This window comes from Streptomyces sp. NPDC107528, from assembly GCF_055639295.1.
In genome coordinates this window covers 644,026-668,786 of the sequence record NZ_JBVKAV010000002.1, presented here as the reverse complement: position 1 = coordinate 668,786, position 24,761 = coordinate 644,026, and the positions used below count along the sequence as shown (strand labels likewise).

General features: G+C 69.8%; 19 protein-coding genes. 2 read left to right on the top strand and 17 right to left on the bottom strand.

Annotated features, from left to right (window positions below; genetic code table 11):
* On the bottom strand, positions 1-1,735 hold a 1,735-nt coding region (locus ACZ7L5_RS08080), incomplete at its 3' end, for a hypothetical protein (protein WP_471515309.1).
* A gap of 603 nt (positions 1,736-2,338) precedes the next feature.
* Here ACZ7L5_RS08080 and ileS point away from each other — a divergent pair.
* Positions 2,339-5,485, top strand: coding sequence for an isoleucine--tRNA ligase (gene ileS, locus ACZ7L5_RS08075; RefSeq protein ID WP_471515308.1), 3,147 nt, complete (start codon positions 2,339-2,341; stop codon positions 5,483-5,485).
* Between the two features lie 209 nt (positions 5,486-5,694).
* On the opposite strand, the gene ACZ7L5_RS08070 is transcribed toward ileS, so the two are convergent.
* From ACZ7L5_RS08070 to rsmH, 16 genes are all read right to left on the bottom strand, one after another.
* Complete coding sequence (locus ACZ7L5_RS08070) at positions 5,695-6,837, bottom strand: DivIVA domain-containing protein (RefSeq protein ID WP_363039255.1); 1,143 nt, start codon at positions 6,835-6,837, stop codon at positions 5,695-5,697.
* Between the two features lie 55 nt (positions 6,838-6,892).
* Complete coding sequence (locus ACZ7L5_RS08065; RefSeq protein ID WP_328428366.1) at positions 6,893-7,180, bottom strand: YggT family protein; 288 nt, start codon at positions 7,178-7,180, stop codon at positions 6,893-6,895.
* A 59-nt stretch (positions 7,181-7,239) separates the two neighbouring features.
* Positions 7,240-7,881, bottom strand: coding sequence for a cell division protein SepF (locus tag ACZ7L5_RS08060; protein ID WP_471515307.1), 642 nt, complete (start codon positions 7,879-7,881; stop codon positions 7,240-7,242).
* Positions 7,882-8,010: 129 nt separating this feature from the next.
* Positions 8,011-8,730: a YggS family pyridoxal phosphate-dependent enzyme gene (locus tag ACZ7L5_RS08055; RefSeq protein WP_365065160.1), complete on the bottom strand. Its 720-nt coding sequence runs from the start codon at positions 8,728-8,730 to the stop codon at positions 8,011-8,013.
* Between the two features lie 6 nt (positions 8,731-8,736).
* A complete protein-coding gene (gene pgeF, locus ACZ7L5_RS08050) occupies positions 8,737-9,465 on the bottom strand; it encodes a peptidoglycan editing factor PgeF (protein WP_471515305.1) in 729 nt (242 codons plus the stop codon).
* Positions 9,466-9,475: 10 nt separating this feature from the next.
* Positions 9,476-10,681: a cell division protein FtsZ gene (gene ftsZ, locus ACZ7L5_RS08045; protein ID WP_471515303.1), complete on the bottom strand. Its 1,206-nt coding sequence runs from the start codon at positions 10,679-10,681 to the stop codon at positions 9,476-9,478.
* Positions 10,682-10,967: 286 nt separating this feature from the next.
* Entirely contained in the window at positions 10,968-11,762 is a 795-nt protein-coding gene (locus ACZ7L5_RS08040; protein ID WP_467482933.1) for a cell division protein FtsQ/DivIB, read from the bottom strand.
* Between the two features lie 23 nt (positions 11,763-11,785).
* Positions 11,786-12,880 carry an undecaprenyldiphospho-muramoylpentapeptide beta-N-acetylglucosaminyltransferase gene (murG, locus tag ACZ7L5_RS08035; protein ID WP_328882241.1) on the bottom strand — a complete coding sequence of 365 codons (1,095 nt, stop codon included), beginning with the start codon at positions 12,878-12,880 and terminating at the stop codon, positions 11,786-11,788.
* A gap of 6 nt (positions 12,881-12,886) precedes the next feature.
* Positions 12,887-14,248, bottom strand: a complete 1,362-nt coding sequence (ftsW, locus tag ACZ7L5_RS08030) for a putative lipid II flippase FtsW (protein WP_362378216.1) — start codon at positions 14,246-14,248, stop codon at positions 12,887-12,889.
* A 102-nt stretch (positions 14,249-14,350) separates the two neighbouring features.
* Positions 14,351-15,775 carry a UDP-N-acetylmuramoyl-L-alanine--D-glutamate ligase gene (murD, locus tag ACZ7L5_RS08025; RefSeq protein WP_471515300.1) on the bottom strand — a complete coding sequence of 475 codons (1,425 nt, stop codon included), beginning with the start codon at positions 15,773-15,775 and terminating at the stop codon, positions 14,351-14,353.
* The gene (gene mraY, locus ACZ7L5_RS08020) at positions 15,757-16,830 is read right to left on the bottom strand and encodes a phospho-N-acetylmuramoyl-pentapeptide-transferase (RefSeq protein ID WP_328882238.1); all 1,074 of its coding nucleotides are present in this window, start codon (positions 16,828-16,830) and stop codon (positions 15,757-15,759) included. The genes murD and mraY overlap by 19 nt, the downstream gene beginning before the upstream one ends.
* Entirely contained in the window at positions 16,827-18,242 is a 1,416-nt protein-coding gene (locus tag ACZ7L5_RS08015) for a UDP-N-acetylmuramoyl-tripeptide--D-alanyl-D-alanine ligase (protein WP_328882237.1), read from the bottom strand. The genes mraY and ACZ7L5_RS08015 overlap by 4 nt, the downstream gene beginning before the upstream one ends.
* A gap of 4 nt (positions 18,243-18,246) precedes the next feature.
* The gene (locus ACZ7L5_RS08010; RefSeq protein WP_328882236.1) at positions 18,247-19,773 is read right to left on the bottom strand and encodes a UDP-N-acetylmuramoyl-L-alanyl-D-glutamate--2,6-diaminopimelate ligase; all 1,527 of its coding nucleotides are present in this window, start codon (positions 19,771-19,773) and stop codon (positions 18,247-18,249) included.
* Between the two features lie 184 nt (positions 19,774-19,957).
* Positions 19,958-21,919: a peptidoglycan D,D-transpeptidase FtsI family protein gene (locus tag ACZ7L5_RS08005; RefSeq protein WP_384192641.1), complete on the bottom strand. Its 1,962-nt coding sequence runs from the start codon at positions 21,917-21,919 to the stop codon at positions 19,958-19,960.
* A gap of 5 nt (positions 21,920-21,924) precedes the next feature.
* Positions 21,925-22,518: a cell division protein FtsL gene (ftsL, locus tag ACZ7L5_RS08000; protein ID WP_471515296.1), complete on the bottom strand. Its 594-nt coding sequence runs from the start codon at positions 22,516-22,518 to the stop codon at positions 21,925-21,927.
* A 90-nt stretch (positions 22,519-22,608) separates the two neighbouring features.
* The gene (rsmH, locus tag ACZ7L5_RS07995; protein WP_471515294.1) at positions 22,609-23,565 is read right to left on the bottom strand and encodes a 16S rRNA (cytosine(1402)-N(4))-methyltransferase RsmH; all 957 of its coding nucleotides are present in this window, start codon (positions 23,563-23,565) and stop codon (positions 22,609-22,611) included.
* 379 nt (positions 23,566-23,944) lie between these two features.
* Here rsmH and ACZ7L5_RS07990 point away from each other — a divergent pair, with 379 nt between their 5' ends.
* Positions 23,945-24,556, top strand: coding sequence for a beta-class carbonic anhydrase (locus tag ACZ7L5_RS07990; protein WP_467482923.1), 612 nt, complete (start codon positions 23,945-23,947; stop codon positions 24,554-24,556).
* The last annotated feature ends 205 nt before the right edge of the window (positions 24,557-24,761 follow it).

The following is a 24,761-nucleotide window of genomic DNA, read 5'->3' as shown; positions in this document are numbered from 1 at the left end:
CCGCTTCCTTACCGGCCACGACGTCACCGGCCGCCTTCCCCCGGCTACCCTTCCCGGCCGCCCTCTTGCCGGCCGCTTCCTTACCGACCGCTTCCTTACCGGCCACGACGTCACCGGCCGCCTTCCCCCGGCTACCCTTCCCGGCCGCCCTCTTGCCGGCCGCTTCCTTACCGACCGCTTCCTTGCCGGCCACGACCTGGCTGGCCACCTTCCGGGCGCCCTCCTCAGCCGCCTCCAGTTCATGAGCGGCTTTCTTGCCGGCCGCCTTCGCACCGACCGCTCCCAGACGGGGAGCTTCCTGACCGGCCGTCCCTGAGCCAGCCACCTCCGTGCCGGCGCCTACCTGACCGGCCACCTTCTTGCCGGCCGACGCCTTGCCGGCCGCCTTCTTCCCGACCGCCTTGTCGCCAGCCGCTACGCGCTCGGTCACCCTCTTACTGGCCGACGCCTTGCCGGCCGATTCCTTCCCACCCGCCTTGTCGCCGCCCGCAACCCGGGCAGTCGTCCCTTTACCGGCCGACGCCTCGCGGGCCGATTCCTTCCCAGACTCAGCCGCCTTCGCACCAACCGTGACCTGGGCAGTCGCCCCCTTACCGGCGGACGCCGTCCCGGCAGATGCCCCCTGAGCCGCCGTCTTGCCGGGCGCGGCCTTCCCGCCCGATGTCTTTCCGCCCGCTACCTGGCTGATCGCCTTCTTCGCAGCCTTCTGCCGACCGGCTGCCTTCCCGCCAGCGGCCGCCCTGCCGGCTGCCACGCGCCCAGCCGCCCTCTTGGTCGCCGACTCCTCAGCCGCTTCTTCCTCGACGGTCGCTCTCACCGCCACCTTCCTGGCGGCGCCTTCCTTGGCCACAGCCTTCTTGGACGTACTCGCCCTGGCCGCGCCCTTCTCGGCCGCGCTCTTCAGGGCCGCCGCTACCTTCTTGGCTCCAGTGCCCTCGGCTGCCGCTTCCATGGCGACCGCCTTCTTTCCCGACGCCTCGTCCGCCGCCGATTCCTCGGCCGCCTTGCCCCCGGACACGGCCTTCTTGGACCGCGCCTTCTTGGCCCCCGCCGCTCTACCGGCAGCCGCCCCGACCACCGCCGCCCCAGTCACCGCCGCCCCGGTCACCGCCTCCTGAGCGGCCAGCCGCTCGGACCCCGCAGCCTTACCCACAGAGTCCCTGTTCGCCGCCGTCCCGGTCGCCGCCCGCTGAGCCGCCGGCCCTCTGCTCCCTGGCGCCGTCACTGCGGCTCTCTTGGCCTCCGCCTCTTGAGCCGCAGTCCCCGTAGGTGTCCCTGACTTCGCCCCCGCCGCCCCTTTAGCCACCACCTTCGCAACCGCCTTCTCAGCAGCCGCCCTGACCGCCCCCACCTTCTTGGTCGCCTTCGAGCCCCTCCCCTTCCCGCCCTTCCCCGCCGTCGGCCCACCGGCCCCCTCCGACGCACCCTTCTTCGAAGCACCCGCCTTCGAACCACTCCCGCTGTCAGCCGAGCCCGACTCCCCCGCCCCGCCCCGGGCGACCTCCCGCACCGTCCTCTTGACCGCCTTCCCGCCCCGCGCCCCCGCGGCCCCACCCCGCGCGCTCTTCTTCCCATCCACATCCTTGGCCGCACCGCCGGAGGCCATCACCCCGCCGGAAGCACCCACCCCACCGGCGACACCCGCACCGCCCGAAGCCATCACCCCGCCGGAGGCCATCGCATAGGTGGACCTGCCCGACGCCGACTGCTGTACGGCGGTCTTCTTCGCCACCATGCCGCGGCCCCTTCACATATTGTGATCTTGCTCGCGAATCGTGCTGGGACGATAAATCGACTTGAGTCCCGCGGCAACGGGGCACACCGCCCGATTCGCCCGCCTCGCGCATGCAGCGCGCCGGACCTGCATCCGTTGTGCCCAGCTCCCCGCCGGGTATGCAGACGAGCTGGACGTCCCAGAATCCGAACAGACGTACCGCGCCATTCGGGTCATCCGGGCCCGAACACGATCCCCGCCCCGGGGACCGGGAAATCCGGTCGGCCGGTGTCCCCGCGGCGCCGTACACTGGGCGGAGCGAAAAGCATGGATGGGGACGAGTAGCGGCGTACGCGGCCCAGAGCGACCCGGGGACGGTGGAAGCCCGGGGGCAGGCGCGACGTGAAGATCACCCCGGAGCCGTCGGAAGAAAGCCGCAGCCGAACAGCAGCGGCCAGTAGAACCGGCATCGCGACCCCAATGAGGGGGCTCACCGACGCACACCCCGCGCCGGAGAGCCAAGGAGGGTGGTACCGCGGGAGCGCGCCGAAACCGGCGTAAGGAAAGACATGGCTCTCGTCCCTCCGGACGGAAGGCAGCAAGTCCGCCGGAGGAAGCTCGCTGATGACAACGCCGACGTACCGCCAGGTACCCGCCCAGGTCGACCTGCCCGCCCTCGAGCACGCCGTGCTCGACTTCTGGCGCGAGCAGAAGATCTTCGCCAAGAGCCTGGACCAGTCCGAGGGCCGCCCCGAGTGGGTGTTCTACGAGGGCCCGCCCACCGCCAACGGCATGCCCGGCGCCCACCACATCGAGGCCCGCGTCTTCAAGGACGTCTTCCCCCGCTTCCGCACCATGCGCGGCTACCACGTGGCCCGCAAGGCCGGCTGGGACTGCCACGGCCTGCCGGTGGAGCTGGCGGTCGAGAAGGAGCTCGGCTTCAGCGGCAAGAAGGACATCGAGGCGTTCGGCATCGCCGAGTTCAACGCCAAGTGCCGCGACTCCGTGCTGCGCCACACCGACGCCTTCGCCGACCTGACGACCCGCATGGGCTACTGGGTCGACCTCGACGACGCGTACGTCACGATGGAGCCCGAGTACATCGAGTCCGTCTGGTGGTCCCTCAAGGAGATCTTCAACAAGGGCCTCCTCGTCCAGGACCACCGCGTCGCCCCCTGGTGCCCCCGCTGCGGCACCGGCCTGTCCGACCACGAGCTGGCGCAGGGCTACGAGACGGTTGTGGACCCGTCCGTGTACGTCCGCTTCCCGCTCGCCTCCGGCCCGCTCGCCGGCGAGGCCGCGCTCCTGGTATGGACGACCACGCCCTGGACTCTCGTCTCCAACACGGCCGTCGCCGCCCACCCCGAGGTGACCTACGTCGTCGCGACGAACGGCGAGGAGAAGCTCGTCGTCGCCGAGCCGCTGGTCGCCAAGGCCCTCGGCGAGGGCTGGGAGACCACTGGTCAGGCCTTCACGGGCGCGGAGATGGAGCGCTGGACCTATCAGCGCCCGTTCGAGCTGGTCGAGTTCCCGGAGACCGAGGGCGGCACCCACTACGTGGTGAACGCCGAGTACGTCACGACCGAGGACGGTACGGGCCTGGTCCACCAGTCCCCCGCCTTCGGTGAGGACGACCTCAAGGTCTGCCGGTCGTACGGCCTGCCCGTCGTGAACCCGGTCCGCCCGGACGGCACCTTCGAGGAGGACGTCCCCCTGGTCGGCGGCGTCTTCTTCAAGAAGGCGGACGAAAAGCTCACCGAGGACCTCCAGCAGCGCGGTCTGCTCTTCAAGCACATCCCGTACGAGCACAGCTACCCGCACTGCTGGCGCTGCCACACCGCGCTGCTCTACTACGCGCAGCCGTCCTGGTACATCCGCACGACCGCCATCAAGGACCGCCTCCTCGAGGAGAACGAGAAGACCAACTGGTTCCCGGACACGGTCAAGCACGGCCGGTACGGCGACTGGCTGAACAACAACATCGACTGGGCGCTGTCCCGCAACCGCTACTGGGGCACCCCGCTGCCGATCTGGCGCTGCGAGGACGACCACCTCACGGTCGTCGGCTCCCGCGCGGAGCTCAGCGAGCTCACGGGCACCGACCAGTCCGAGCTTGACCCGCACCGTCCGTTCATCGACGACGTGACCTTCGCCTGCCCGCAGTGCCGGCAGACGGCCACGCGCGTGCCGGAGGTCATCGACGCCTGGTACGACTCGGGTTCGATGCCGTTCGCGCAGTGGGGCTACCCGTACAAGAACAAGGAGCTGTTCGAGAGCCGGTATCCGGCGCAGTTCATCTCCGAGGCGATCGACCAGACCCGCGGCTGGTTCTACACGCTGATGGCGGTCGGCACCCTGGTCTTCGACAAGTCGTCGTACGAGAACGTCGTGTGCCTCGGCCACATCCTCGCCGAGGACGGCCGCAAGATGTCCAAGCACCTGGGCAACATCCTGCAGCCGATCCCGCTGATGGACCAGCACGGCGCGGACGCGGTGCGCTGGTTCATGGCGGCAGGCGGCTCCCCGTGGGCGGCACGCCGCGTGGGCCACGGCACGATCCAGGAGGTCGTCCGCAAGACGCTCCTGACGTACTGGAACACGGTCGCCTTCCAGGCCCTGTACGCCCGTACGTCCAACTGGGCGCCGTCCGCGGCCGACCCGGCCCCCGCCGACCGTCCGGTCCTGGACCGCTGGCTGCTGTCCGAACTGCACGCGCTGACCGACCAGGTGACCCAGTCCCTGGAGGCGTACGACACCCAGCGCGCCGGCAAGCTGCTCTCGGCGTTCGTCGACGACCTGTCGAACTGGTACGTCCGCCGCTCGCGTCGCCGCTTCTGGCAGGGCGACAAGGCGGCGCTGCGCACCCTGCACGAGGTCGTCGAGACGATCACCAAGCTGATGGCCCCGCTGACCCCGTTCATCACCGAGCGGGTCTGGCAGGACCTGATCGTGCCGGTGTACCCGGACGCGCCGGAGTCGGTGCATCTGGCGTCCTGGCCGGAGGCGGATCTGTCGGCGATCGACCCGGAGCTGTCGAAGCAGATGGTCCTGGTCCGCCGGCTGGTGGAGCTGGGCCGCGCCACGCGCGCGGAGTCGGGCGTGAAGACCCGCCAGCCGCTGTCGCGTGCGCTCATCGCCGCGACCGGCTTCGACGCGCTCGACCGCGAGCTGCACGCGCAGATCACGGAGGAGCTGAACGTCACATCCCTCGCGTCCCTCTCGGAGGTCGGCGGCTCCCTCGTCGACACGACCGCGAAGGCCAACTTCCGCGCCCTGGGCAAGCGTTTCGGCAAGCGCGTCCAGGACGTGGCCAAGGCCGTCGCGAACGCCGACGCGGCGGCGCTGTCGTTGGCCCTGCGCGAGGGCACGGCGTCGGTGGAGGTCGACGGCGAGACGGTCACGCTCGCACCCGACGAGGTGATCATCACGGAGACCCCGCGCGAGGGCTGGTCCGTGGCGTCCGACTCGGGCGCGACGGTGGCCCTGGACCTTGAGATCACTGAGGAGTTGCGCCGCGCGGGCCTGGCCCGTGACGCGATCCGCCTGATCCAGGAGGCCCGTAAGAACAGCGGCCTGGACGTGGCCGACCGCATCGCGCTCCGCTGGACGGCGACGGACGCGGCGACGATCGCGGCGCTCGGCGACCACGCCGAGCTCATCGCCGACGAGGTCCTGGCGACGGACTTCGCCCAGGGTGAGGCGGACGACACCTACGGGGAGCCGTTCACGGACGAGGGCCTGACCCTCACGTTCCGCCTGCGCAAGGCGTAGCGCTCCGCCGGAGAGCACGCCGAAGGCCCGGGCCGCCAAAGAATCTTGGCCGGCCCGGGCCTTCGGCGTTGTGTACGTCGGACACCCCGCCCAACCCCGAACAAACACCGCAGAGGCCGTAAACACGCGTAGCAAAAGGGCGGGGCCCCGGATCGGAATCCGGGGCCCCGCCCTGAACGCTGCCAGCGTCTACGGCGTACTACCAACCGTCAGTTGTCGTCCTCGTCGATGAGGAACCCGCGCATCGGCGACGGGGCCTGGCCCATCGGGCCGGGACCCTGCGGCCGGACCGGAGCCATCGGCTGGGTCATCGCCGGGGACATCTGCTGCTGACCGCCGTAGGACGGAGCAGCCGGGGATGGGGCGCCGCCCATCGTCTGGTTGCCGCCGTACGACGGGGCACTCGCGCCGGCCGGAGCCATGGAAGGCGCCGGGGACGGCGGGAGAGAAGCCGTGGCCGGAGTGCGCGGCGGGGCGAGCGAGTCGTCCGCCTGGGTCTCCAGCTGGCGCAGCTGGGACTCAAGGTAGGACTTCAGCCGCGTGCGGTACTCGCGCTCGAAGCCACGCAGGTCCTCGACCTTGCGCTCCAGCGTGGCGCGGGCGGACTCCAGGGAGCCCATCGCGACACGGTGCTTCTCCTGCGCGTCCCGCTCCAGGGCGTCAGCCTTGGCACGGGCGTCACGCTCGAGACCCTCGGCACGCGAACGCGCCTCGCCGACGATCTTGTTGGCCTCGGAACGGGCCTCGGCGATCGCCTGGTCGGCGGTCTGCTGGGCAAGCGACAGAACGCGCGCGGCGCTGTCGCCACCGGGGCCGCCCTGACCGGGACCGCCCATCGGGCCACCCATAGGACCGCCCATGGGGCCGCCCATCTGCTGCATGGGGGGCTGGCCCATCGGCCCCGGACCCTGGCCCATCGGACCGGGACCCTGAGGGCCACCCTGACCGCCGGGACCGGCGGGCAGCTGCGGGGCACCGCTCGGCAGCTGGGGCGGACCACCCATGGGGCCACCCATCTGCTGCTGCGGCGGGCCCGATATCCCAGCGGGGACGGGAGCCCCGGGACCGCGCATGCCCTGCTGGGGCATACCGCCCTGCGGCATGCCGCCCTGCTGCTGGTCCTGAGGGCCACCGGGACCCTCCGGGGGCTTGCGCATGTTCTGCTGGTTCTGGGCAGCAGCACGCGTGGCCGCGGCCAGCTTGGCGCGCAGGTCCTCGTTCTCGCGGAGCAGGCGGGTCAGTTCGGCTTCGACCTCATCGAGGAAGGCATCGACCTCGTCCTCGTCATAGCCTTCTCGGAGGCGGACGGTCGTGAACTGCTTGTTCCGCACGTCCTCGGGGGTCAACGGCATCTCTTCACCTCAACGTAGTCGTCGGCAGTCGGCAAGACCGTATCTCTCACATCGCTCACATCGCGCTCCGCACGAGCGTGATCAGGATGTAGACGATGATCATCAATACGAAGAAGGACAGGTCGAGCGCCACGCCCCCGAGACGCAGCGGCGGGATGACCCGCCGCAGAAGCTTGAGCGGTGGATCAGTGACAGTGTAGGTGGCCTCCAGAACGACCACCATCGCCTTGCCGGGTTGCCACGAGCGGGCGAACTGGAAGACATAGTCCATGACCAACCGGAAGATGAGCACGATGAGGAGAACCATCAGCGCGATGTAGAGAACCTGCAGAACCACGCTCATGACTGGTGCTTCCCTCTCCCCTGTTCCCTGATCCGTGCGTTTGTTTCCGGTGGTGCGTCTCAGCTCTGGTTGAAGAACCCGCCCTCTGCGATACGGGCCTTGTCCTCCGCCGTGACATCGACGTTAGCAGGCGACAACAGGAACACCTTCTGCGTCACCCGCTCGATGCTGCCGTGAAGACCAAACACCAAACCTGCCGCAAAGTCGACAAGTCGCTTCGCGTCTGTGTCATCCATCTCAGTCAGATTCATGATCACCGGGGTGCCTTCACGGAAGTGTTCCCCGATGGTACGGGCCTCGTTGTAGGTCCGCGGGTGAAGTGTGGTGATCCGGTACGGCTCTCGTTCAGACACGACCTTGGGCATGATCACCGGTGCGTTCTTCTCCAGGCTTGCGCGTTCTTGTGTGATAGACGCCACGGGCGCAATGCGCGCGGGACGGCCGGATTCCGCGGGGAGCGAAGTCGATCGGGCCACGGGTTCACGCGGCGCGGGCGGCTGCACGATTCGCACCTCTTCGTCCCTTTGGGGCGAATGTGCATTGTGGGACTGGTGGGACGGCTCGTGCCGTCGATGGTCCCGCTCGGGCTCCGGGTCCAGTTCGGGCTCGAAGTCGTCGTCGGGGTCGAACCCCCGGCCGTCGTACCCATCGTCCTCCACGAGGCCGAGGTAGACCGCCATCTTGCGCATCGCGCCGGCCATGCTCTGAGTCCTCCGCTCTGTGGTGGATCGGCTGACGACTGCCAAATGCCCGCGATCCACACGGTCGTTACGCCCGCCTTTCGGCGACATTGACCATATTTTCTGCTGTGGTCCGACTTCTTGGCGACGTTACCCGAGCCTGGGGCGGACTCCGAGTACCGAGGTGCCGACGCGCACATGTGTCGCTCCGGCCGCCACGGCGTCCTCGAGATCCGCACTCATCCCTGCCGACACCATGTTCGCAGTCGGATGGGCGCGGCGCAGGTCAGTCGACAAATCCATCAAGCGCTCGAACGCCGCCTGTTGGCGCCCCTCGTACTCCCCGCTGAGCGGCGCGACGGTCATGAGCCCGTCCATCCGCAGCCCCGGAGCGTTCGCGACGAGGTCGGCCAACTCTGCGACCCCGCCGGGCGCCACACCACCCCTCTCGCCTCGCGCGCTCTCTCCCGCATCCAGCGCCACCTGGATGAGGCAGCCCACCTCCCGCTCCTGCCGTACGGCCTCCTTCGACAGGGCCGTCACCAGCTTGGAACGATCGACGGACTGCACGAGATCCGCGTAACCGACCACGGATCGCACCTTGTTGGTCTGCAACTGACCGACAAAGTGCCACGCGAGGGGAAGATCCGAGCACGCGGCGGCCTTCGGGGCCGCGTCCTGATCGCGGTTCTCGGCGACATGACGCACGCCGAGCTCCGACAGCATCCGCACATCGCTCGCGGGGTAGGTCTTGGTGACCACGATCAGGGTCACCTCCTCGCGCCCGCGCCCGGCTGCCGCGCAGGCGGCGGCGATCCGCTCCTCCACCTTCGCGAGGTTCGCGGCCAGTTCGCCCTTACGGTCCGTCATGCTCTCTCAGTCCAACCAGACATATCCCGCGAGTCTCCCGGTGGTGCGGTCGCGGCGGTACGAGAAGTGGTCCTGCGACTCCAGCGTGCAGACCGGCGACTGCTCCCGGTCGCGCACCCCGAGTCGCGCGAGCTGGGCGTGCACTCCGGCGGCCACGTCGACCGCGGGTGTGCCCCAGCTCGTCTCCGCGTACGCCGTCGGCTCCCCGGCGGCCACCTCGGCGCGCATCGCCTCCGGCACCTCGTAGCACCGTCCGCAGACGGCCGGGCCGGTGCGGGCGACGATCCGGGACGGCTCGGCACCCAGGTCGGTCATCGCGCGTAGCGCGGCCGGGACGATCCCGGCGATCATGCCGGGCCGCCCCGCATGCGCCGCGGCGACGATCCCCGCGACCGGGTCGGCCAGCAGGACCGGCACGCAGTCGGCGGTGAGGACGGCGAGGGCGAGACCCCGCTGTGCCGTGACGACCCCGTCGACATCGGGCACCGGACGATCACGCCATGGTCCGTCGGCCACCGCCACGTCCGTGCCGTGCACCTGGTTCATCCAGACGACCCGGCCCGGATCGAGCCCGAGCGACTTGGCGGCGAGATCGCGGTTGGTCAGTACGGCGTCGGTGTCGTCCCCGACCGCCCCACCGAGGTTGAGCTCCTCATACGGAGCGGCGCTCACCCCGCCCCACCGGTCGGTGAAGGCGAAGTGCGCGCCGCTCACGATGTCGCGCTGTGCTATCACGTCAGAAGGATCACTTAAGGAAGTCCGGAACGTCCAGCTCCTCCGCCGCGCTGTCGGCGTAGGTCCGGGACGGCGGGACCGGCGGGGCGGCCGGCACGTCGGCCACCGGCTCCGGCTCGGGCTCGGCCTCCTCCTTCGGCGTGACGCTGCCGAGGGAGCCGAACGACGGGCGGCTCTCGGTCTGCCGTGCCGGAGCGGGCTCCTCGCGGCGGGCCGAGGACGAAGAGGAGGAGGTCGAGCCGAGGACGTTGTCCCGGCGGGCCGGCGGCTGGCCGCCGTCGAAGCCGGCCGCGATCACGGTGACCCGGACCTCGTCGCCGAGGGCGTCGTCGATGACCGCGCCGAAGATGATGTTGGCCTCGGGGTGGGCGGCCTCGCTGACGAGCTGGGCCGCTTCGTTGATCTCGAACAGGCCGAGGTCGGAGCCGCCGGAGATGGAGAGCAGCACGCCCCGGGCGCCGTCGATGGACGCCTCCAGGAGCGGCGAGGAGATCGCCATCTCGGCTGCGGCCACCGCGCGGTCGTCGCCACGGGCCGAGCCGATGCCCATGAGGGCCGAACCGGCCTCGGACATGACCGACTTGACGTCGGCGAAGTCGAGGTTGATGAGGCCGGGGGTGGTGATGAGGTCGGTGATGCCCTGGACACCGGAGAGGAGGACCTGGTCGGCCGACTTGAAGGCGTCGAGTACCGAGACCTGGCGGTCCGAGATGGACAGCAGCCGGTCGTTCGGGATGACGATGAGGGTGTCGACCTCTTCGCGGAGTTCGGCGATGCCGTCCTCGGCCTGGTTGGCGCGACGCCGTCCCTCGAAGGTGAACGGGCGCGTGACCACGCCGATGGTGAGGGCGCCCAGCGAGCGTGCGATGTTGGCCACGACGGGCGCGCCGCCGGTGCCGGTGCCGCCGCCTTCACCGGCCGTCACGAAGACCATGTCGGCCCCCTTGAGGACCTCCTCGATCTCCTCGCGGTGGTCCTCGGCGGCCTTGCGGCCGACGGCCGGGTTGGCTCCGGCGCCGAGTCCGCGGGTGAGTTCACGGCCGACGTCGAGCTTGACGTCGGCGTCGCTCATCAACAGAGCTTGCGCGTCGGTGTTGATAGCGATGAACTCGACGCCCTTGAGACCGACCTCGATCATCCGGTTGATGGCATTGACACCACCGCCGCCGACACCGATGACTTTGATGACTGCGAGGTAGTTCTGCGGTGCTGCCACGTCGAAGGCCTCTCGCCTCGAGTTACGGGTCGTCGGATCACGGGAAGCTCTCTGCTTCGTGAACCGCGACTGATGCCGAATGGGACGGTCCGTAGCGCCGACCCGAACCCTAACCCTGAAGTTTAGGGTTACCAGTGTGTCTGTTCCTTGAAGTCTTCTGAACAGGACACTAAGTCGACAAGTGGCGCACGTTCAACGAACACGCCGAACCTCCCGTTTTTCTTTTCACCCTATGTGATCAGCCATGTCGCTGCCCAACCAGGGTGCTGGCCTGCGCGAATGTGCGTCAACTCCCTGATGACGCAGGGGCGGTGGGAACGCTGACGTCGAAGTACCGCGCATCCGGCGAGGCTTTCATGAGAGCGGTGAGTGTGCGAGCCTTCGCGGCCCCCTTCTCGCCACTCCCCCATGCGACGGTCGTGCCGCCGCTCAACACGAGTGAGATGTCGTCGTAGGAACGGACCTTGACGACCTGGGTACCGCGCGCCACGGCGTCCGGCAGGGCGTCGGCCACGCGCACCGCCTCCCGCATCAGACGGGCCTCGCCGAAGCGGCGCAGACTCGCGGCGGCGGAGCTCGACCGGGACACCGTCAATTCCAGTGCGGGAACGCCTTTCGGAGCCACAGAAACCGTGGCGAATCGGACGCCTTCCTTGTCCACTTCGACGAACTTTCCGTCCTTTTGGACAATCAGAACCGGAGTACGCTCCGCCACTTTGAGGCTGATTCCGCGGGGCCAGGAGCGGTCCACCTCAACCACGTCAATTCGGGGCAATTTCCGGCGCAGCCGCGCCTCAATCGCATCGGTCTCGACGGAAATCAGCGGCGCCCCGACGGGGACGTCGGCGGCCTCAAGAACCTGTGCGGGCGTCAGCACCCGGGTCCCGGAGACGGATACGCGCTCCACGCGCAGCCATTTGGAGCCGTACAGCAGCCAGACGGAACCTGCGCCGAGGAGTACGAGCACGACGAGAAGAATGATCATCGTACGAAGTCTCCGCACCCTCAACCGCCGGGCGAGGGGCGGGTCGGACGACTCCTGCTGGCGTTCACCGCGCTCGGCGGTCGTCGGTCCGGCCACGCTCCCTGCCCTCCGTCATACGGTTACTGGCGGCGGTGCGAGGCGATCGCCTCGTACACCATGCCGACGAGCAGGTCGTCGGCGTCCCGGCGGCCGAACTCGCTTGCGGCGCGGGACATCTCGTACAGCCGGTGCGGGTCGGCGAGCACGGGCAGGACGTTCTGCTGCACCCACTCGGGCGTCAGTTCCGCGTCGTCGACCAGCAGTCCACCGCCGGCCTTGACCACCGGCTGGGCGTTCAGCCGCTGTTCGCCGTTGCCGATGGGCAGCGGGACATAGGCGGCCGGGAGTCCGACGGCGGAGAGTTCGGCGACGGTCATCGCACCCGCACGGCAGAGCATCAGGTCGGCCGCGGCGTACGCGAGGTCCATCCGGTCCAGGTAACTTACCGGGATGTAGGGCGGCATTCCCGGCATCTGGTGCACTTGCGGCAGTTCGTTCTTCGGGCCGACCGCGTGCAGGATCTGGATTCCGGCCTGCTGGAGCCAGGGCGCGACCTGCTGGACGACCTCGTTGAGGCGGCGGGCGCCCTGCGAGCCGCCGGAGACCAGCAGCGTCGGCAGGTTCGGGTCGAGCCCGAACGCGGCGCGGGCCTGCGGGCGCATCGCGGCGCGGTCGAGGGTGGCGATGGTCCGGCGCAGCGGGATGCCGATGTAGCGCGAGTTGCGCAGCTTGCTGTCCGGAGTGGAGACGGCGACCTGGGCGGCGTAGCGCGAGCCGATCTTGTTGGCGAGACCCGGGCGGGCGTTGGCCTCGTGGATGATGATCGGCACCCCGAGGCGCTTGGCGGCGAGGTAGCCGGGCAGGGCGACATAGCCGCCGAAGCCGACGACCGCGTCCGCCTTGGTGCGCTCCAGGATCTGCTCGGTCGCCTTGATCGTGCCGCGCAGCCGGCCCGGGACGGTGATCAGCTCGGGCGTGGGCTTGCGAGGCAGCGGCACGGCGGGGATCAGCGCGAGCTCGTAGCCCCGCTGTGGAACGAGTGTGGTCTCAAGCCCCCGCTCCGTGCCCAGGGCCGTGATCCCCACGGTCGGGTCCTGCCTGCGCAGGGCGTCCGCGAGGGCGAGCGCGGGCTCGATGTGGCCGGCGGTCCCCCCACCGGCGAGTACGACATGCACCGAAATTCACCGCTCTCCGGACGAGCGCGCCGCCGAGGCACGCCGTCTCATCGTGTTCCATCTCCGAGGCGCCCGGCCTGAGCCGGCGCCTCCCGCACGCTTTCTACCAAAGCGGGGTTGCCGCACGGAAAGCGCTGCCCGCGCAGCGGGCTCGTCGCGCGCGAACGCGATCAGCAGCCCGATGGCGAACATGGTCGGCAGCAGGGCGGACCCTCCGTACGAGAACAGCGGAAGGGGGACGCCGGCGATCGGCAGCAGGCCGAGCACCGCACCGATGTTGATCACGGCTTGCGCGGTGATCCAGGTCGTCACGCCTCCCGCGGCATACCTCACGAAGCGGTCCTCCGTGCGTCCGGCCACGCGGATACCCGCATAGCCTAGAGCCGCGAAGAGGGCGAGCACCGACAGCGTCCCCGCCAGGCCCAGTTCCTCACCGGTGACGGCGAAGATGAAGTCGGTGTGGGCTTCGGGGAGTTGGCCCCATTTCTCCACACTCGCACCGAGCCCGGAGCCGAAGATTCCGCCAGAGGCCAGCGCATAGATGCCGTGCACGGCCTGCCAGCAGTCGACGGCTCCGCTGCGCGGCTCGGTGGCGCCAAGACACTGCAGGCGGGCCATGCGGTTCGCGCTGGTCTTGATGAGGACCAGCCCGATCAGGCCGGCGACCGACAGGACCCCCACGAACAGCCGGGTCGGCGCCCCCGCCAGCCACAGCAGGCCGAACAGGATCGCCGACAGGATGATCGCCGTACCCATGTCGCCACCCAGCATGATCAGCCCGAGCAGCATGAAGGCGACCGGCACGAGCGGCACCAGCATGTGCTTCCACTGCGCCAGCAGCTTCCGGTCCTCCTTGCGGGCGATCAGGTCCGCGCCCCACAGCACCAGCGCGAGCTTGCCGAACTCGCTGGGCTGAATCTGGAAGGAGCCGCCAAGGGCGATCCAGTTCTGGTTGCCGTTGACCGCGACTCCTATCCCGGGGACCTGGACCAGCGCCATCATGAAGACGGCTCCGGCGAGGATCGGGTAGGCCAGCGCCCGGTGCAGCTTCACAGGCATGCGCGAGGCGGCGAACAGCAGCCCCGTGCCGATCACCGCGGCCAGCAGCTGCTTGCGGAAGAAGTACGACCCGGGCAGCGACATCTGCAGCGCGGTGATCTGCGAGGCCGAGTAGACCATCACCAGACCGAGCACGGTGATCAGCAGGCTGCCGCCGAGGATCAGGTAGTACGCGGTCAGCGGCCGGTCCCACGCCCTGTTCAGGCGGACGTAGAGCCGCCGTACGCCGTTGTCGCTCGGCGGCCGGGGAACGAGGGGGCGCCGGACGGCCCGCTGGACGGGAGGCCGTCCCGTACGGCTACCGGGCATCGGCGCTCACCGCCCCGCCGTGAGGGTACCTACCGTCCGGCCACATCCGAGTCACGCGTCCCTCCAAGGGTCCCGAAGCACCCGCAGTGGCCGAGACCCGCGTCAGGCGCCCGCGCCGAGTTCGCGAACCGCCTCCGCGAACGCGTCACCGCGCTGGTTGTAGTTGGCGAACATGTCCATCGAGGCACAAGCAGGTGCCAAGAGCACCGTGTCTCCGGCAACAGCGAGTCGCCGGGCTTCCTGGACTGCCGCGAGCATCGCCCCAGTGTCGGTCCGGTCGAGGTCGACGACGGGTACTTCCGGCGCGTGTCGCGCCAGGGCTTCCCGGATCAGGCCGCGATCGGCGCCGATGAGCACGACCCCGCGCAGCCGCTTTGCCGACTTGGCGACCAGCTCCTCGAAGACGGCGCCCTTGGCGAGCCCGCCCGCGATCCACACGATGGACTGGTACGCCGCCAACGAGGCCTCCGCCGCGTGGGTGTTGGTGGCCTTGGAGTCGTCGACGTACGCGACTCCTTCCACGTCCGCCACGTGCGCGATGCGGTGGGCGTCCGGGGTGAAGGCCCGAAGGCCGTCCCGTACGGCCTTGGGGGGCACCCCGTAGGCCCGGGCGAGGGCCGCCGCCGCAAGGGCGTTGGCGACGTTGTGCGGGGCCGGCGGGTTCACGTCGGAGACCTCGGCGAGCTCCTGGGCGTTCTTGTGCCGGTCCTCGACGAAGGCACGGTCGACCAGGATGCCCTCCACGATGCCGAGTTGGGAGGGGGCCGGGGTGCCCAGCGTGAAGCCGATGGCCCGGCAGCCCTCCTCGACGTCGGCCTCGCGGACCAGGTCCTCGGTGGCCTTGTCGGCGACGTTGTAGACACAGGCGACGCGATTGCCGTCGTAGACATGGCCCTTGTCGGCGGCGTACGCCTCCATGGAGCCGTGCCAGTCGAGGTGGTCGGGGGCGAGGTTCAGGACGGCAGCGGAGTGGGCGCGCAGGGAGGGCGCCCAGTGCAGCTGGTAGCTGGACAACTCCACCGCCAGGACGTCGTACTGCTCCTCGCCGAGCACCGCGTCGAGCAGCGAGACGCCGATGTTGCCGACGGCGGCCGTGCGCAGGCCCGCCGCCTGGAGGATGGAGGCGAGCATCTGGACGGTCGTGGTCTTGCCGTTGGTGCCGGTGACGGCGAGCCAGGGCGCGGCGTCCGGGCCCCGCAGCCGCCAGGCGAGCTCGACGTCGCCCCAGACCGGGACGCCCGCTTCCTGAGCCGCCGCGAACAGCGGCTTGTCCGGCTTCCAGCCGGGCGCGGTGACGATCAGCTCGGTGCCCTCGGGCAGGGTGTCTCCGTCACCGAGGCGTACGGCGATGCCGAGCGCCTCCAGGTCGGCGGCCTGGGCACGCGCGCGTGCGTCGTCGCCGTCGTTGACGACGGTGACCTTCGCGCCGAGGCCGTGCAGCACCTTGGCCGCCGGGACCCCGGAGACGCCGAGTCCCGCGACGGTGACGTTCTTCCCCTGCCAGTCGGTCACTTGTCCGCTGCCCATCCCGCATAGAAGAGGCCCAGTCCGACAATCACACAGATGCCCTGGATGATCCAGAAGCGGACCACCACAAGGACTTCGGACCAGCCCTTGAGTTCGAAGTGGTGCTGGAGTGGCGCCATCCGGAAGACGCGCTTGCCGGTGAGGCGGAAGGAGCCCACCTGGATGACCACCGACATGGTGATCAGCACGAACAGGCCGCCGAGGATGGCGAGCAGGAACTCGGTGCGCGAGCAGATGGCGAGACCCGCGAGCGCGCCGCCGAGGGCCAGCGAACCGGTGTCACCCATGAAGATCTTGGCGGGCGAGGTGTTCCACCACAGGAAGCCGAGGCAGGCGCCCATCAGCGCCGAGGAGACGACGGCGAGGTCGAGTGGATCTCGCACTTCGTAACAGGCACCCGGGTTGCTGAGGGTCTGCGCGTTGGCGCAGGACTCCTGGAACTGCCACACACCGATGAAGGTGTAGGCACCGAAGACCAGTACGGAGGCGCCGGTGGCGAGGCCGTCCAGACCGTCCGTCAGGTTCACGCCGTTGGACATGGCGAGGATCATGAACAGCGCCCAGACGACGAACAGCACCGGGCCGATGGACCAGCCGAAGTCCTGCACGAAGGAGAGCTTCGTGGACGCCGGGGTGTTGCCGCGGTTGTCCGCGAACTGGAGCGAGAGCACCGCGAAGGCGATACCGCCGAACAGCTGGCCGGCCATCTTGGCCTTGGCCCGCAGACCCAGCGAACGACGCTTGACGATCTTGATGTAGTCGTCCAGGAAGCCGACCAGACCCATGCCGGCCATCAGACCGATCACCAGGATTCCGGAGAACGTCGGCGGCTTGCCGGTGATCAGCTTGGACAGGAAGTACGCGGCGATCGTCGCCAGGATGAAGGCGATACCACCCATGGTCGGCGTACCGCGCTTGGCGTGGTGCTCACGCGGGCCGTCGTCCCGGATGTACTGGCCGTAGCCCTTGCGGGCCAGCAGCTTGATCAGCAGCGGAGTGCCGATCAGGGTCAGGAAGAGGCCAATGACTCCTGAGAACAGGATCTGATTCATCATCGGGCGGCAACCTCACCCTCGGTGCCGCCCGCGAGCAGCGCCTCGGCGATGCTCTCCAGACCGATCGAACGGGACGCCTTCACGAGCACGACGTCCCCCGGGCGCAACTCGCTGCGCAACAGGTCGACCGCCGCCTGTGCGTCGGACACGTGCACCGACTCCTCACCCCACGAACCCTCGTTATATGCGCCCAGTTGCAGCCAGGACGCTTCCCTGCCCCCGACCGCGACGAGCTTGCTGACGTTGAGCCGGACGGCGAGCCGTCCGACCGCGTCGTGCTCGGCGAGCGCCTCGTCCCCGAGCTCGGCCATCTTGCCGAGCACCGCCCAGGTCCGCCGCCCCTTGCCCATCGCCGCGAGCGCGCGCAGGGCGGCTCGCATGGACTCGGGGTTCGCGTTGTAGGCGTCGTTGACGACCGTCACGCCGTCCGGGCGCTCGGTGACCTCCATCCGCCAGCGGGAGAGGGAGCCCGCCTCGGAGAGCGCGGTGGCGATCTCTTCCGCGGACATGCCCAGCTCATGGGCGACGGCGGCCGCGGCGAGCGCGTTCGACACGTGGTGCTCACCGTACAGGCGCATGGTCACATCGCTGCACCCGGAGGGTGTGTGAAGCATGAAGGAGGGCTGTCCGCTGTCCGTGAGTCGCACGTTCTCGGCGCGTACGTCCGCTTCGCCGGACTCTCCGAAAAGGATCACCTTCGCCTTCGTACGGGATGCCATGGCCCGTACGAGGGGGTCGTCCGCGTTGAGGATGGCGGCGCCGCCCTCACTCGCGGCCGGGAGGTTCTCGACGATCTCGCCCTTGGCCTGCGCGATCTGCTCGCGGCCGCCGAACTCGCCGATGTGGGCGGTGCCGACGTTGAGCACGAGGCCGATCTTCGGGGGCGTCAGACCGGTGAGGTAGCGGATGTGGCCGATGCCGCGGGCGCCCATCTCCAGGACGAGAAACCTGGTCTCCTCGGTGGCGCTCAGCGCGGTCAGCGGCAGCCCGATCTCGTTGTTGAACGAGCCCGGCGTCCACACGGTCGGCGCCTTGCGCTGGAGAACCTGGGCGATCAGGTCCTTGGTGCTGGTCTTGCCGGCCGAGCCGGTCAGGGCCACGAGGGTCGCGCCGAGCCGTCGTACGACATGACGGGCGAGGGCGCCGATGGCCTTCTGGACGTCGTCCACGACGATCGCGGGCACCCCGACGGGACGTGAGGCGAGGACGGCGACGGCACCTGCCGCCACGACCGCCGACGCGTAGTCGTGGCCGTCCACGCGCTCGCCGACGAAGGCGGCGAAGAGGCTGCCGGGCTCCACTTCACGGGAGTCCCGGACGACGGATCCGGTGACCTGGACGGACGGATCCGGTATGTCGTACGTCTGCCCGCCGACGACTTCTGCGATCTCGGCGAGAGAGAGGGCGATCACAAGTTCATCCCTGGGTCTTCTGGATAGCTTCGCGAAGCACCTGGCGGTCGTCGAAGGGACGGACCACTCCGGCGATGTCCTGGCCCTGCTCATGGCCCTTGCCCGCGACCAGCACGGTGTCGCCCGGCTCGGCGCGCGCCACGGCCGCGGCGATCGCGGCGGCCCGGTCCTCGAAGACCTGGACCTCGCCACGCTCGTGTACCGGCACGGACGCCGCGCCCTGGAGCATGGTTGCGAGGATCGCCAGGGGGTCCTCGGAACGGGGGTTGTCGGAGGTCAGTACGGCGGTGTCGGCGAGCCGGGCGGCGGCGGCGCCCATCGGCTCGCGCTTGGTCGTGTCGCGGTCCCCGCCGCAGCCGAGCACGACGTGCAGGCTGCCCTCGGTGACCTTGCGCAGCGCCTTGAGCACCGATTCGACGGCGTCGGTCTTGTGGGCGTAGTCCACGACCGCGAGATACGGCTGCCCGGCGTCCACCCGCTCCAGCCGGCCCGGCACGCCCGGCACGGCGGCGATGCCGTCGGCGGCGGCCTGTACGTCGAGGCCGGCGGCGGCCAGGGCGGTGATGGCGGCGAGGGTGTTCGCCACGTTGAAGGGGCCGGCGATCGGCGATCTGGCGGCGATCCGCTCGCCCTGGGGGCCGATCACGGTGAACGTCGAGTCCATGGGGCCGATCGCCACGTCGTCGGCGCGCCAGTCGGCGTCCGGGTGGCCCTCGGCGGAGAAGGTGACGACCGGAACGGTGGCTTCCTTGATGAGCCTGCGGCCGTACTCGTCATCGAGGTTGACGACGCCGAGTTTGCTGCGTTTCGGGGTGAACAGCTGCGCCTTGGCCTGGAAGTAGTCCTCCATGTCGGAGTGGAACTCCATGTGCTCCGGGCTGAGGTTGGTGAACACGGCGATGTCGAAGACGCAGGCGTCGACCCGGCCGAGGACCAGCGCGTGGCTGGAGACCTCCATGGCGACCGCCTCGACGCCACGCTCGCGCATGACGGCGAACAGGGCCTGGAGGTCGGTGGCTTCGGGGGTGGTGCGCTCCGACTTGATGCGCTCGTCGCCGATGCGCATCTCGACCGTGCCGATGAGTCCGGTGGCACGGGTGGTCTTGAGGGCGCCTTCGACGAGATACGCCGTGGTGGTCTTGCCCGAGGTGCCGGTGATGCCGATCTGGAGGAGGTCGCGGCCGGGGTGGCCGTAGATCGTGGCCGCCAGTTCACCCATCTGCCCGCGCGGGTTCTCGACGACCAGGGCCGGCAGGCCCGTCGCGGCGACGCGCTCGGCCCCGGTCGGGTCGGTCAGCACGGCGACCGCGCCGAGGCTCGCGGCCTGCGTCACGAAGTCGGCGCCGTGCAGGCGGGCGCCCGGGAGGGCGGCGTACAGATCGCCGGGGCGCACGGCGCGCGAGTCATGGGTGATGCCCGTGACCTCGACGGCGTCCGCGCGGTCCGGCGCGGTGGCATCCAGCTGATCGGCAAGTTCCGCAAGGGGTGTGGCGGAGACCTGCGCCGGCCTGGGCGGCCCCGGATACGTCACGGGTTGCCCCTTCTGGGTGGTTTGGGACTGATCAGCGTGTGGCACGGCGGTGAGCGTACCGGGCGTACCCGCCTGGGAGCGAAGTGAGGGGCCGGGGGCGCCCTGGTTCCCTGAGTCGGGAGTGATCGTTGTCACGAGGTGGTTCCTGGCTGCTCGGTGCTGATCAGAGTGGTCGGGGTGGTGGTCAGGGCCGGTAGGAGACCGGGAGCTTCGCGGCCTTGGCCCCGGTCGGCGGGACCTGGAGGGTCTTCAGGGCGAACTCCATGACCTGCTTGTAGATGGGTCCGCAGATCTGACCGCCGAAGTAGTTGCCCTGGGTGGCGTTCTGGATGGCGCAGTAGACCGTGATCCGGGGCTTGTCGGCGGGCGCGAACCCGGCGAACGACGACGTGTAGCCGCGGTACTTGCCGGTGGCCGGATCCACTCGGTTCGCCGTACCCGTCTTGCCCGCGACCCGGTAGCCGGGGATACGCGCCTTGGTGCCGGTGCCCTCCCTGTCGTCCACGACCGACTCCAGCATCTGCGCGAGGGTCTTCGCCGTCTTCGCGCTGATGACCCTGGTCTTCTTGGGTGTCTTGGCGGACGTGAACTGCCCGTCGGGGCCCTTGGTGCCGCGCACGATGCTGGGTTCGACGCGTACGCCGCCGTTGGCGATGGTCGAGTAGACGGAGGCCGCCTGCATCGCGTTGATGGACACGCCCTGGCCGAAAGGAATCGTGTACTGCTGCGAGGTCGACCACTTGTCCGGGGCGGCGAGGATGCCCGGGGTCTCGCCGGGGAAGCCGAGCCCGGTGTAGCTGCCGAGGCCGAACTTGCGCAGGTAGTCGTAGAGGACCTTGTTGGACTGCGGCTGGGTCTTGCCGAGCTGGCCGGTGGCGAGGATGGTGCCGATGTTGCTGGACTTGGCGAGCACGCCGTTGAGCGTGAGGTACCAGGTGTCGTGGTCGATGTCGTCCTTGAAGAGCCGGTCGCCGCGGTGCAGCCGGTTGGGCACGATGACGTGCGTGCCGGGCGTGGCCACGCCCTCCTCCAGTACGGCGGCCATCGACATGACCTTCGCTGTGGAGCCGGGCTCGAAGGCGTCCTGGAGGGCCGCGTTGCCCATGTTCGCGCTGCTGGCCTCGGAGAGGTCGTTCGGGTCGAAGCCGGGCGAGTTGGCCATGGCGAGGATCTCGCCCGTGCGGGTGTCCTGGACGATCACATAACCACGGTCCGCCTTGGACTCCTGCACCTGCTTGGTGATCGCGTTCTGCGCGGCCCACTGGATGTCGCGGTCGATGGTGAGCTCGACGTCGCTGCCGGGCACGGCGGGCGTCTCGGTGGAGCCCACGGTGGGGACCTGCCTGCCGCCGGACTGGGCGTAGCGGATCTCGCCGTCCTTGCCGGACAGCTGCTTGTTCAGCTGCTGCTCGACACCGCCGCCGCCCTTGCCGTCGGAGTTGACCCAGCCCAGTATCCCGGCGGCGAGGTCGCCGTTCGGGTACACGCGCTTGCTGCTGGCGACCGACAGGACGCCCGCGAGGACGTTGACGGTGCTCTTGTCGCTCTCGGACTTGGTGGCCAGGGCGGTCTTCAGGTCCTTGATCTGCTTCCAGACCTGCGGGGTCTGACGGCTCGCCAGCAGGGTGTAGCGCAGGTTCTTGTTCGCGGGCCGCAGCTTGTGGACGATCTTCTCCGGCTCCTGGCCGAGGATCGGCGCGAGGAGCGCGGCCGCCTGCTCGGGGCCGTCGTCGATCTTCAGCTGCTCGGGGGCGAACAGGGTGGGGTCGGCCGTGATGTCGTACGCGTCCACGCTGGCCGCCAGGGCCACGCCGTTGCGGTCGGTGATACCGCCGCGCTCGGCGGCCAGGGTGTAGCCGACGTACCGGTTCTTCTCCGCCTTGGCGGCGTAGGTGCTCGCGTCGACGCCCTGCACCTGGAGGAGCCGTACGACGAAGGCGATCAGGACGAGGGTGAGGGCCAGGCCGACCATACGCAGCCGGGGGCGTGGGCTGCCGAGCCGGATGACGCCGGTGACCGGCGGACGGGGGCGTGCCGGGCGGCGGGCCGGGCGGGCGCCGGGGCCGGGGCGTCGCTGGGCGCCTGCGGAGCGCGCGGGCTTCGCGGGTCCGGGCACGCGGCGGCGCGGCGGTTCCCTGTCGGACACTTCCGTCACCTGCCGGGGGTCGAGTACGGGGTGGTGGACTGGGCGGACGGGGCGGGCTGCTGGGCGGAGGGCGCGTCCTGGGGTTCGGCGTACGAGGGCGCGGGCTGCGGCACGGCGGGGGTGGCCTCGGGTGCGGACGTCGTGGGCGTCGCACTGGCCGCCGCGGGCACCCCGGGCTCACTGACCAGGGCCTCGGGGGGAAGGACGAGGGTGTTGTACGCCGCGGTCCGACCGGCGGGCGCGGGGCTGGGGACGCCCTTGACGGTGCCGTCGGGATTGAGGAAAGCGGGGTCCCCGCCGGGGACCATGCCGAGTTCGCGGGCGCGGCGCTGGAGGGCCTCGGGAGCGGAGTAGGCGTCGATGTCCCGCTGGAGCGACTGCTCCTCGTCGGTGAGGGACTTCGTCTCCTTCTGCAGGTCGTCGAGTCTGAATGCGCCTTCGCTGAGGGCGGAGTTCAGCACGAGGAGCCCGATGAGGCCGCCGCCGAGAAGGAGGACGACCAGGAGGACGAAGGGGGCGCGGGCGGCATGCGCCACCCCCGTGGGGAAGAGCCGCGCGAGCCGGGCGGCCCGGCCCCTCAGCTCGGGTTTCCTACTCACTCACCCTCCCCCGAGTCCGGTTCTCCCGCTCGTGGGTTTGAATTCTGGACCCTGACATCCGTCCCCGCCCCCATCCCCGCGTTGCGCCCCTCATTCGATGGACTCCCTGATGCGTTCGGCGCCCCGCAGGCGCGCCGGTGCCGCGCGCCGGTTCTCGGCGACCTCTTCCTCGGTGGGAAGTTCGGCACCGCGCGTCAGCAGCTTGAGCCGGGGCTGGTACTGCTCGGGGACGACCGGCAGCCCGGGCGGAGCGGTGTTGGCGGCGCCGGCCGCGAACACCTGCTTGACCAGCCGGTCCTCCAGCGAGTGGTACGACAGCACGGCGATCCGCCCGCCGACGCCGAGGGCCGCCACGGCGGCCGGGATCGCCCGCTCCAGGACGGAGAGCTCGCCGTTGACCTCGATGCGCAGCGCCTGGAAGGTGCGCTTGGCCGGGTTGCCGCCGGTGCGCTTCGCGGCCTGTGGCAGCGCGTCCCGGATGAGCTCCACCAGCCGGGCGCTGTTCGTGAACGGCTCCTTGTCCCGCTCGCGCACCACGGCGGCCACGATCCGCTTGGCCTGCTTCTCCTCGCCGTACGCGCGCAGGATCCGTACGAGTTCGCCGGCCGGGTAGGTGTTGAGGACCTCGGCGGCGCTGATGCCGCTCGTCTGGTCCATGCGCATGTCGAGCGGGGCGTCCTGGGCGTAGGCGAAGCCGCGGTCGGCCTCGTCGAGCTGCATGGAGGAGACGCCGAGGTCGAACAGGACGCCCTGCACGCGCGCGATGCCGAGCCTGGCCAGGACGTCCGGCAGCTCGTCGTAGACGGCGTGCACGAGGTTGGCGCGCTCGCCGTACGGTGCGAGCCGCTCGCCGGACAGGCGCAGGGCCTCCTTGTCCCGGTCGAGGGCGACGAGCCGGGCCTCGGGGAACCGCTCGAGGAGAGCCTCGCTGTGGCCGCCGAGCCCGAGCGTGCAGTCGACGACCACGGCTCCCGGCCGCTGCAGCGCGGGGGCCAACAGGTCCAGGCACCGCTGGAGCATCACCGGGACATGTCGACTCTGGCTCAAAGGGGCCCTCTCAGATCCGGCGGGCGTGCACGCACCGCCGGGTCCCCGCCCTCCCCCGACAAACTGGGGGGACCCCCAGTGAAGGGGAGGCCTGCCGGCGCCGGAAGCGTCAGCCGACCGGGAGCGGGAGGAGGCCGAGCCGTACGTACGCGCCGCGCACGCGGGGAGATCTCCGGAAAGTCGCCGGGGTCTCCGGGGAATTCAGTCCAGCAGGGAGTCTCGCCTCCCGCTTCGCGTCACTTTAGTCCACCGTGTGTCGCGGTCAATCAACCGGCCTGCGCGTCGCCGCTTCGGGTTCCGCCGACGCCGCGCTGCGGTCGAATTCGCTCGTACGGGCGCACTCACGACACCCCTGTGGGTTAGCTCACAACAAGGCTCGATGGCGTTCTTTGTCCCCTCTCACAACGGGACCGTTCGCGTCGTGACCAGTACCGTCATGGGTATGACGACTTCTGCATCGGTTCCCACTGGCCCCCAGGGTGCGATAGCCGACCGCGGCACGGTCACCGACCGTCTCGTCGAGGCGAACGAACGCTATGCCGCCGCCTTCACCGACCCGGGCATGGACGCCCGGCCCGTGCTCCACGTCGCCATCGTCGCCTGCATGGACGCCCGTCTCGACCTGCACGCCGCGCTCGGCCTGGAGCTCGGCGACTGCCACACCATCCGCAACGCGGGGGGCGTCGTCACCGACGACGTGATCCGCTCGCTCACCATCAGCCAGCGCAAGCTCGGCACACGCAGCATCGTGCTGATCCACCACACGGGCTGCGGCCTGGAGTCCCTGACCGAGGACTTCCGCACCGAGCTGGAGCTGGAGGTCGGCCAGCGCCCCGCCTGGGCGGTGGAGTCCTTCCGCGACGTCGACCAGGACGTGCGGCAGTCCATGCAGCGCGTGCGCACCTCGCCGTTCCTGGTGCACACCGACGACGTGCGCGGCTTCGTGTTCGACGTGAAGACGGGTCTGCTGCGCGAGATCGACCCCGCGTAACCCTCCGCGGCACCTGTCGTTTCGCTGTCAATTCGGCCTCGGGAGCGCACAAAAGGCCCTAAGCCCTGACATATCGCGGACAGTTGTCCACAGTCGAGTGACACGAATCGGTAACGGCAGCAAGAATGCGAGGGTGGCAGTACGCGGAACGTTTCACGCGTGGTGTCCGTGTTCAAGGGGTGGGCCGGTCCGCATCGCGTCGGCC